This is a genomic window from Arsukibacterium sp., assembly GCF_033722355.1.
In the GTDB taxonomy this organism is placed as follows: domain Bacteria; phylum Pseudomonadota; class Gammaproteobacteria; order Enterobacterales; family Alteromonadaceae; genus Alishewanella.
The window spans coordinates 1-8,261 of sequence record NZ_JAWVZF010000126.1 but is presented as its reverse complement, the minus strand read 5'-3'; the positions used below and the strand labels follow the sequence as shown (position 1 = coordinate 8,261).

Sequence of the window (8,261 nt, the reverse complement as noted above, 5' to 3'; positions counted from 1 at the left end):
TAGTTTCCGGTATCGCTGTGCGCCTGGGTATCCAGGGTGAAGCTATGCATACCGCGGCCACTTAAGCTGAAATTCTGCTGCCAGAAGGTATTACCGCGTGGCCCCTGCACCTGTATTGTTAACGGTAAGCCCTCTGCTGCGGCACTCAGATCGCCATGGCGGATAATCGCGGCCAGCTGTACCTGCTCGCCTGGCCGGTAAATACCGCGGTCGCTGAACATATAGGCAGTTAAACTTTTTGCATCATCCGGGCTCTGGTATTGGCCGCTGGTATTAAACTTAGAGTAATCCAGTTGCCGGGTGTAGCGATCATACGGAATAAAGCTGGTATCGGACACGCCATTGCGGCTGTGGTTTACCCGGTATACGGTAGGTTGCTGTTCCTGACTAAACTGGCTGACGCTGGCAAAGCTCACCGTGCCGCGGCCATCTGTTGTCGCGTCGAACAGCGCTACACCATTGCGGCCAAGTAAAGCCACATTAGCGCCGGCAACCGGCTTACCATCTGCCAGCGACAATACAAACAGCTGCTGACTGCTGTCGTTATTATGTTTTACCAACAGACCTAAATCGGTTACCAGCACCAGTCTTTGATGCAGGGTATGGCTTTCACTATCTGGCCTGGCCGGATCAAACTCACTTAATTCAATAAAGAACAGGCCCATGCCAGCTTGCTGCAGGTAGGGGGTTAAGCTCAGCGCCTGATAACTTGCCTGCTGGGGTGACTGCTGATTAACCGTATAAGTATGCTGCTGTAAGCTGCTGATATTATTTTGATTAAAGCTGTAGTGATGAAAAGACGGCTGACTGATGTCGCCACCTGTCTGGGTAATTAAATGATTCAGTTGCTCAGGCAGCAGCTTATACAATTTTACCCTTACCCCTTTCACACCCCGGCTGAGTAACTGTAATTTCTGCTCGCCGCTGAGGGTAAGCACAGCGCCTTCACCAACTATTCGTGCTTCTTTCGGGTAAACCGGTGCCTGCACCACGGCGCGGTATTCATTGCTCAGGGTAAAGTCGCTGACGGACTGCAGACCGGCTGGCACATTGACAAACAGATGCTTACCGGGTGGTAAATCCAGCTTAATGCTAAAGGCATTATCATGCGCCAGCTCGCCCGGCATTAACTGAAAACTGACCGGGCTGGCCTGCTGTAACACGGTACTGTTCACTTCACCAGGTGCCCAGTAATTCGAATTGCGCCGCGGGTTTTGAGGCAACAGATACAGCTTTAGTTTTTGTTGAAGCTCAGTGCGTGTCAGGCGGTCGCTAAAACTTATCAGCAACATCTGCTCCGGTTGCTGCTCCGGGTTGCGGACGATGTCGGTGCGCAGCTCACTGACTTTTAAAAAACTGCCTTTATCCGGCACCAGCATTTGTGCTTGCGTTGCCTCAGAAGTTTTGCCATCGCCGTGCTGTGCGCTGACACCGGCGGCCAGTTGCACCGTTAAATACTGCTCGTGTTCCGGCAGGGTGATAGCGTCAGACTGCAGATACAGCTCGCGGCCGCTGTTATCAGCTGTCAGGCTAAAGGCAATAGTTTGTGGCTGGTCGCTGCGCCTGGCACCATCTTCACGCATTAACAGCGTTAATTTCTGGCGGACACTTTCCAGCTGCACCGGATGGCTGAAGTTCAGCGTCGCCACCACCTGCCGCCTCTCCGGTTCGGTAGGGTTCTGATAAAAGCGCAACCGGTTAATTTCTGCAGATAACGCTGCAGTGCTGAAACGGTATTGCCGGCTGGCCAGGGTAATTTGCGGGTTAAAAATACGCTTTTCCAGCCTGATAGTGTATTGCTGCCCCGCAGGCCAGGCTTTATCGGGGGTAAAAGTCAGGGTATTGTCATCCTGCCACAGCCACTTACCGGCAATAGCCGGGCTGATGGCTGCGCCCTCGCTCAGCACTTCGCCAATTAAATCAAGCCGGGCGGCGGAGAGCATCGGTGCCGGCATTGACGTGTCGATGGGGCTGCCTTCCCTTCGCGGCTGCGGCAAAGGACTTTCTGGGTAGTCTGCAGTGGCAAAATCGTAACTAAATTGCAGCTTTACTGAGGTGGGCTGCTCAATATCATCCTGATAGTGGCCTGGCTCAGGGGCAATAACCTCAGCTTTTACCAGCAGCGGCTTAGGTAATTGCTGGTAATAATAATAGCCCGCCACCATCGCCAGTATAACTAACAGCAGCAGGGTTACCGTGCCCCAGAACCGGCCGGGCCGTGCTTTCGCAGTTTGCTTTAAATCTGCCAGCCAGTGCGGTGCGGTCCAGCGGACAGAGCCAAAAATTGCCCGGAAAATGTTATTAGCAGAGGAACCGGAGGCAGACATAACCAATCCTTGTTATTGCAGGGGCATTAAAACCACAGATAATGCCGAGTATAACCGGCAAAAATTAATCATTGATGAACTATAGCAGTTTCGGCTTACCGGCTTAACCGCGTCTTAGTAAAGAGTTGTTATAGCAAAGAAAAGCGTTGAAGTGGTTTGTATCGCAAGCTGCCATCACACTGGGCTGACTGATAAAGTGCAAACTCACTGATGGTCAAGGTTAACGGAGGTACTGTGAGAGTGCCATCATAGCTGCCATGGCGCGCCAGCGTAACGTGCGGCCGGTATTTGTCATGGATATCGTTAAACCCCTCTGCTTTACAAAGCGCAGCAACCTGCCGTTGCAAGTCTGTCAGCGCTGTCGGAATTTGTGACGGCGCAAGATAAAGAATTTTGGGTTTGGCAAAGCATGCAAGATGATCCAGCGCCAACGTAAAAGCCGGGCTGTTAATTTGGCTGGCAGCAGCAATCAACTGCTGTTGCTGCCGGCTATCGGCTTCACCTATGAAAAACAACGTCAGATGCAGATTGTCAAGGGCAACGGCGGTGGCCTGTGGACACAGGCTAAGCGCCTGTTGCTGGTAAGGCAACAACTGTTGTTGTTGCCTGTCAGAAAACTTTAGGCTGAAAAACAGCCGGGCCATCAGTCTTTTGCCCGCCGGCTGGCGTGAGGTTTTGCTTTACCAGACAGCCGGCCTGCCGGGTTAGCGGTGGCTGTTGCCCCCTTGCCACCGGCCTTGCTGACAGGCTTTTTACCGTCAGGCTTACGTTGGCTGGCAATGGCTTTTGCCGCCGGGTTTAAGCCGGTATGCCGGCTTAATGCCGGTTTACCGCCCTTACCAGGCTTTTTAAACTGCTCGTCCTTGCTCTCTTCCGGCACTAAACAGCCTTTACTGCGGCCAATCAGGTGCTTTAAACCCATCTTAATCAGGGCTTCGCGAATTTGCGGCCAGCCTTTAGGGTCGTGATAACGCAATATCGCTTTATGCAACCGGCGCTGGCGCTCCCCTTTGGGTACCGCCACTACTTCCGAATTCGCTTTATTAATGTTTTTCAGCGAATTCATTTCAGTGTGATAAATGGTCGTCGCATTGGCCATTGGGCTCGGGTAAAAGTTCTGTACCTGGTCCAGCTTAAAATCGCGCTCTTTTAACCACAGCGCCAGATTGACCATGTCCATATCGGTCGTGCCCGGGTGGGCCGCGATAAAGTATGGAATTAAATACTGCTCTTTGCCGGCTTCTTTACTGAAGCGATCGAACATTTCTTTAAATTTGTCATAAGCGCCCATACCCGGCTTCATCATCTTCGATAGCGGGCCTTCTTCGGTATGCTCCGGCGCAATTTTTAAATAACCACCGACATGGTGCTGCACCAGTTCCCGCACATAATTCGGATCTTCCACTGCTAAATCGTAACGCACCCCCGAGGCGATCAGCACTTTTTTAATGCCGGGCAAATTACGGGCCTCACGGTACAACTCTACCGTCGGGCTCTGATCAGTATCCATATGCTCGCAAATGGTCGGGTACACGCAGCTGGGCCGGCGACAGGTCTGTTCAGCTTTCGGGTTTTTACAGCGTAGTTTATACATATTAGCGGTCGGGCCGCCCAAGTCAGAAATCACCCCGGTAAAACCCGGCACTTTATCGCGGATATCGGCAATTTCCTGCATTATCGACTCTTTTGAGCGACTTTGAATAATACGGCCTTCATGCTCGGTAATCGAGCAGAACGAGCAGCCACCAAAGCAGCCACGCATCACGTTGACCGAAGTTTTAATCATCTCGTAGGCCGGGATTTTTTCCTTGCCATATACCGGGTGCGGCACCCGCTGATACGGCAAACCAAACACCAAATCCATCTCTTCGGTAGAAAGTGGAAAGGCCGGCGGGTTTACCCAGATATGCCTGTCACCATGGCGCTGCATAATCGCCCGGGCACAGCCAGGGTTGGTTTCCTGGTGCAAAATACGGGATGCATGGGCATACAACGGCTTATTAACGCTTACCTGCTCAAAGGCCGGCAGCTTAACGTAAGTTTGCTCCCACGGCTTTTGCCGTGGTGGTTGCACCATTATTGGCTTAGCCTCTACTTCAGCCGGCTTGCTTAAATCAATACCGGCTTTGGCAAACTCAGAATAGCTGCTGCAGCCGACATCATCGGCGCCGTAAGGGTTAGAAATCGGGTCTATCTTGCCAATTTTATCAATGGCGGTGGAATCCACCCCGCGCCAGCCCGGCAATGGTTCTTTGCGAATAACCGCCGTGCCACGTACATCCTGGATCTCGCTGACCGGCACACCCGAGGCAATCCGGTGCGCCACTTCAATTAGTGGCCGCTCAGCATTACCGTAAATTAAAATATCGGCCTTGGCGTCGAAAATTACCGAGCGGCGTATTTTTTCAGACCAGTAATCGTAATGGGCAATCCGGCGCAGGCTCGCCTCAATACCACCAATAATCACCGGCACGTCTTTATAGGCTTCTTTGCAGCGCTGGGTATACACCGTAACGGCGCGGTCCGGCCGTTTGCCACCAATATCGCCCGGAGTATAGGCATCGTCGTGGCGCAGCTTTTTATCCGCGGTATAGCGGTTAATCATCGAGTCCATATTACCGGCTGAGACGCCAAAGAACAGGTTCGGCTTACCCAGGCGCATAAAATCATCTTTGCTGTGCCAGTCCGGCTGACAAATCAGGCCCACCCGGTAACCCTGCGCTTCTAACATCCGCCCGACTACCGCCATGCCGAAGCTGGGGTGGTCGACATAGGCATCACCCACCACCAGAATCACATCGCAGCTGTCCCAGCCAAGCTTATCCATCTCAGCGCGCGACATCGGTAAAAACGGCGCCGTGCCATAGCACTCGGCCCAGTATTTGGGGTAAGAGAATAGATCACGCTCTGGTGCCATCCGCGCGACTGGAGCAGATTTGCGGGCTAAGGCTGGAGCAGCAGTGGACATAAATTAAGCACCTGAGTGAAGCAAGGGCGCGTATTATACAAGGAGTAACGGCGAAAGGCGAATGGTGGGATTGAGGATTTACATTTACCGAAAAAGTTAAATTGGTCAAGGCTTTATTTGCTGAAAAAACTAAGGGCGCAATAATGCGCCCTCACGGTAGCTTGGTGTTCATGACTGCTTAATGCGCAGCCAGTTAGTGATAGAAACTGAGATTGGTGCCTACACCGTAAAGCCGTAATGAGTGCCATCCGGCAGTTCGATATCTAACCGTAGTTTACCGCCTGAGGCTTCTACATAGCGTTTAAGCGATGATAGCTTAAGATCGCGCCCCGGCTTTTCCATATCAGATACCGTAGGCTGCTTCACATTAAGTGCTGCAGCAATGTCTTGCTGAGTCATATTCATACGTTCACGTAATTCTGCCAGGTGAATATTCAGCAATATTTCAGCAGCCTGCTCTTTGGCACTTGCCACGACTTCAGGTTTTTCCTGCGCCAGTATTTGTTCCAGTGTTCTTGCCATAACCGTTACTCCTGCTGCAATGTCTGTAAATGCTTACGAAATTCCTCATCAGCCAGCGGTATCATAGTTTGATAGAAACGTTTTTCGTTGCCTGCTTTATTGCCAGCGCACAGCACTATGCCATGTCGTTTTGGATCAAATGCAAAAAAGGCTCTGATAGGATCACCTTTGCTTTGCACCCGTAGCTCTTTCATATTCATATAACGAGAGCCTTTAACCGTATCTGCGTATGGTCTGGGTAACATTGGCCCGCGCTCTCGTAATGCTAGCAGTGCCGCCAGTACACTGGCCCGGTCAGTATCATCCAGGCTATCAAACCAGCTATCAAAAAGATCCGTTGTTTTTATTATCCACATACGCTGCCGTTAGCCAATATAGCTTAAAACCTATATAGGTTAAAAGCTATATTTCCAATATAAAAACTTCAAATGAAAATTAATTGTGAATTAAAAAACGCAAGAAAAGAAGTCTGGTTTTATCAGCTGGTAGCAATTACGCGAAGACAAGGGCGCAACAATACGCCAGTACGTTGTTTTGATATCCTGGCCTGAGGTTCATGCTTACTCCATCTTCGCTTTAGTTATCCCCTGCTGCAAAATGGCTTTGGATACTTCACCAAAATGGGCGCTGCTAAGCGTGCCGTCGGCGCTAAAAAATAGCGTGGCGGGTACCCCCTGAGCACCGTAGTAAGTGGCAACATCACCGCGGGTATCCAGCAACACATGCGAGAAGTGTAATTGATGCTGACGCAGGTATTGCTGCACGGTGCTTCGGTTTTCCTGCAGATTGATCAGCATAAAGCGCACGTCAGGGTGCTGCTGCTCTGCCTCTAACAAATGCGGCATTTCACGATGACACGGCGGACACCAGCTGGCCCAGATATTAATCACCGCCGGCTTGCCCTGAGCTAAGTCGGGTAGCGCCACCGGATAGCCCGATACGCTTTGCAGTGTGATATCTGCCAGTACCTGATATTGCTGCTGGCTGTGGAGCCAGAATGAGCCGATGGCAAAACACAGCGCGGTGCTTAGTACCCCGCTTAGCATGGCTTTTTTAAGCTTGGCGTAACGACGAAACTGCACGGCGCTAAGCACCAGAGCCGCCATCACAGTAGCGCCCGGATCAATACCGCGATCGCGAACATCCAGCATTTGCCACAGGCTGTGGTAGCTGTCGGCAAAGCGCAGCACGAAGATAATGCGACCAAAAAACAGTGCACCAAATAAAATCAGTAATAACGCATCGGTGGCGCTTTGCGTCTGGTCACGGCCGACAAGCCGCGCCACAGCGAGCCCCAGTGCCACACTAACAAGCAACAGCAATACCGGTGTCGGTAAGGAAAGTGGGCCAACTGAAATACTAAGCATGAAAGCTCCAAGTTTGCAGAAGCCACTCAGGTTCTGCCTCGCGTTGACAGCACGGTTAACTCTGCACTGGCATTCTTACTGTCATGGCATGGCTGTTGTTCACACCGGTCTGCAGATATTAACAGCGTGATTTTTTTGCTGTAGTGTCAGTTTCAGCATCTTAACGTCATTTTCTACCTGGCTATTATGCCGGGCTGATGATCTCCTATTCGTCAGAGCGAAACAGGCAATGTTTAGCGTAATCTTTCGCTTCATTGGCGCTCCAGTCGCCTTTGGGTTTGTTTTCTAACTGCTCACACCATTTTTTCGAGCCCACTTCCGGTGCACAACCTGTCAGTAGTAAAGATGTGGCCAGTAAGATTAACGCTGCTAACTTCATTATTATTCCTTATTAATACTCAAATCGCTGATTACATTTACCGAAAAACCAAGCTTGGTCAAGGCTATACTTGCGCCGGGCAAGCAAACTGCTGTGCGTTATCGCCGCTGAAATTTCCCTTCTCTAAAAAATGCAGTACCTGGTCAATCACCTTTTGCCGTTTCATCAGAAACGGGTGCGAGACATCTACCGTTACCAGCGCGCACATACCCCGTACTTTGGTGTTTTCAACTGATACCTTGCCATCATCAGGGTTGGGCAGAAAGTTCGATAATATAAGATTAATAGAGCGGGTGCCGGCAATAATACCCAGTTCAAAGTTGACCGCTCCCAGCTGTTTTGGCACGTCTTGCTCGCCGGTACCCAGCTGCATGCCGGCCGGGCCGTTAAATGCCTCAAAACCCGGCAGATCTTTAATATTGTCTACCACCTGGCTCCCCTGATTGGGCGGCCCCATCATCACAACCCTGCCTAAGTCAGAAATCAGGTTTTCCTGCAGATACTGGCGCAATAAAATGCCACCCATTGAATGGGTAACAAAATGAATGATATCGCTTTGCTTTTCCCGGCACTGCGAAAGCGCTGACGGAATAACCATCGGAGCCAGCACTTCAATGGCATGCTTACGCGAAGGATAATCGACATTGACCGTATGGTACCCTGCCCCATCCAGTGCCTGCTGCATCGTCTCCATAGCG

8 protein-coding genes are annotated in these 8,261 nt (G+C 51.1%); all 8 read right to left on the bottom strand.

Features of this window, described 5'->3' with window-relative positions:
- On the bottom strand, nucleotides 1-2,327 hold a 2,327-nt coding region (locus tag R3177_RS11115), incomplete at its 3' end, for an MG2 domain-containing protein (protein ID WP_318971097.1).
- A 128-nt stretch (nucleotides 2,328-2,455) separates the two neighbouring features.
- On the bottom strand, nucleotides 2,456-2,971 hold the full coding sequence (gene thpR, locus R3177_RS11110) for an RNA 2',3'-cyclic phosphodiesterase (protein ID WP_318971096.1): 516 nt from the start codon (nucleotides 2,969-2,971) through the stop codon (nucleotides 2,456-2,458).
- Nucleotides 2,971-5,244 carry a YgiQ family radical SAM protein gene (locus R3177_RS11105; RefSeq protein WP_318971098.1) on the bottom strand — a complete coding sequence of 758 codons (2,274 nt, stop codon included), beginning with the start codon at nucleotides 5,242-5,244 and terminating at the stop codon, nucleotides 2,971-2,973. Before R3177_RS11105 ends, thpR begins: the two co-directional genes overlap by 1 nt.
- A 270-nt stretch (nucleotides 5,245-5,514) precedes the next feature.
- The gene (locus R3177_RS11100; protein WP_318971095.1) at nucleotides 5,515-5,817 is read right to left on the bottom strand and encodes a helix-turn-helix domain-containing protein; all 303 of its coding nucleotides are present in this window, start codon (nucleotides 5,815-5,817) and stop codon (nucleotides 5,515-5,517) included.
- Nucleotides 5,818-5,822: 5 nt separating this feature from the next.
- Nucleotides 5,823-6,173, bottom strand: a complete 351-nt coding sequence (locus R3177_RS11095) for a type II toxin-antitoxin system RelE/ParE family toxin (RefSeq protein ID WP_318971094.1) — start codon at nucleotides 6,171-6,173, stop codon at nucleotides 5,823-5,825.
- A gap of 204 nt (nucleotides 6,174-6,377) precedes the next feature.
- Entirely contained in the window at nucleotides 6,378-7,184 is an 807-nt protein-coding gene (locus R3177_RS11090; protein ID WP_318971093.1) for a TlpA disulfide reductase family protein, read from the bottom strand.
- Between the two features lie 205 nt (nucleotides 7,185-7,389).
- The gene (locus R3177_RS11085; protein WP_318971092.1) at nucleotides 7,390-7,563 is read right to left on the bottom strand and encodes a DUF3012 domain-containing protein; all 174 of its coding nucleotides are present in this window, start codon (nucleotides 7,561-7,563) and stop codon (nucleotides 7,390-7,392) included.
- 64 nt (nucleotides 7,564-7,627) lie between these two features.
- Nucleotides 7,628-8,261, bottom strand: a 634-nt coding sequence (locus R3177_RS11080) for an alpha/beta hydrolase (RefSeq protein ID WP_318971091.1), incomplete at its 5' end; no start/stop codon positions are given.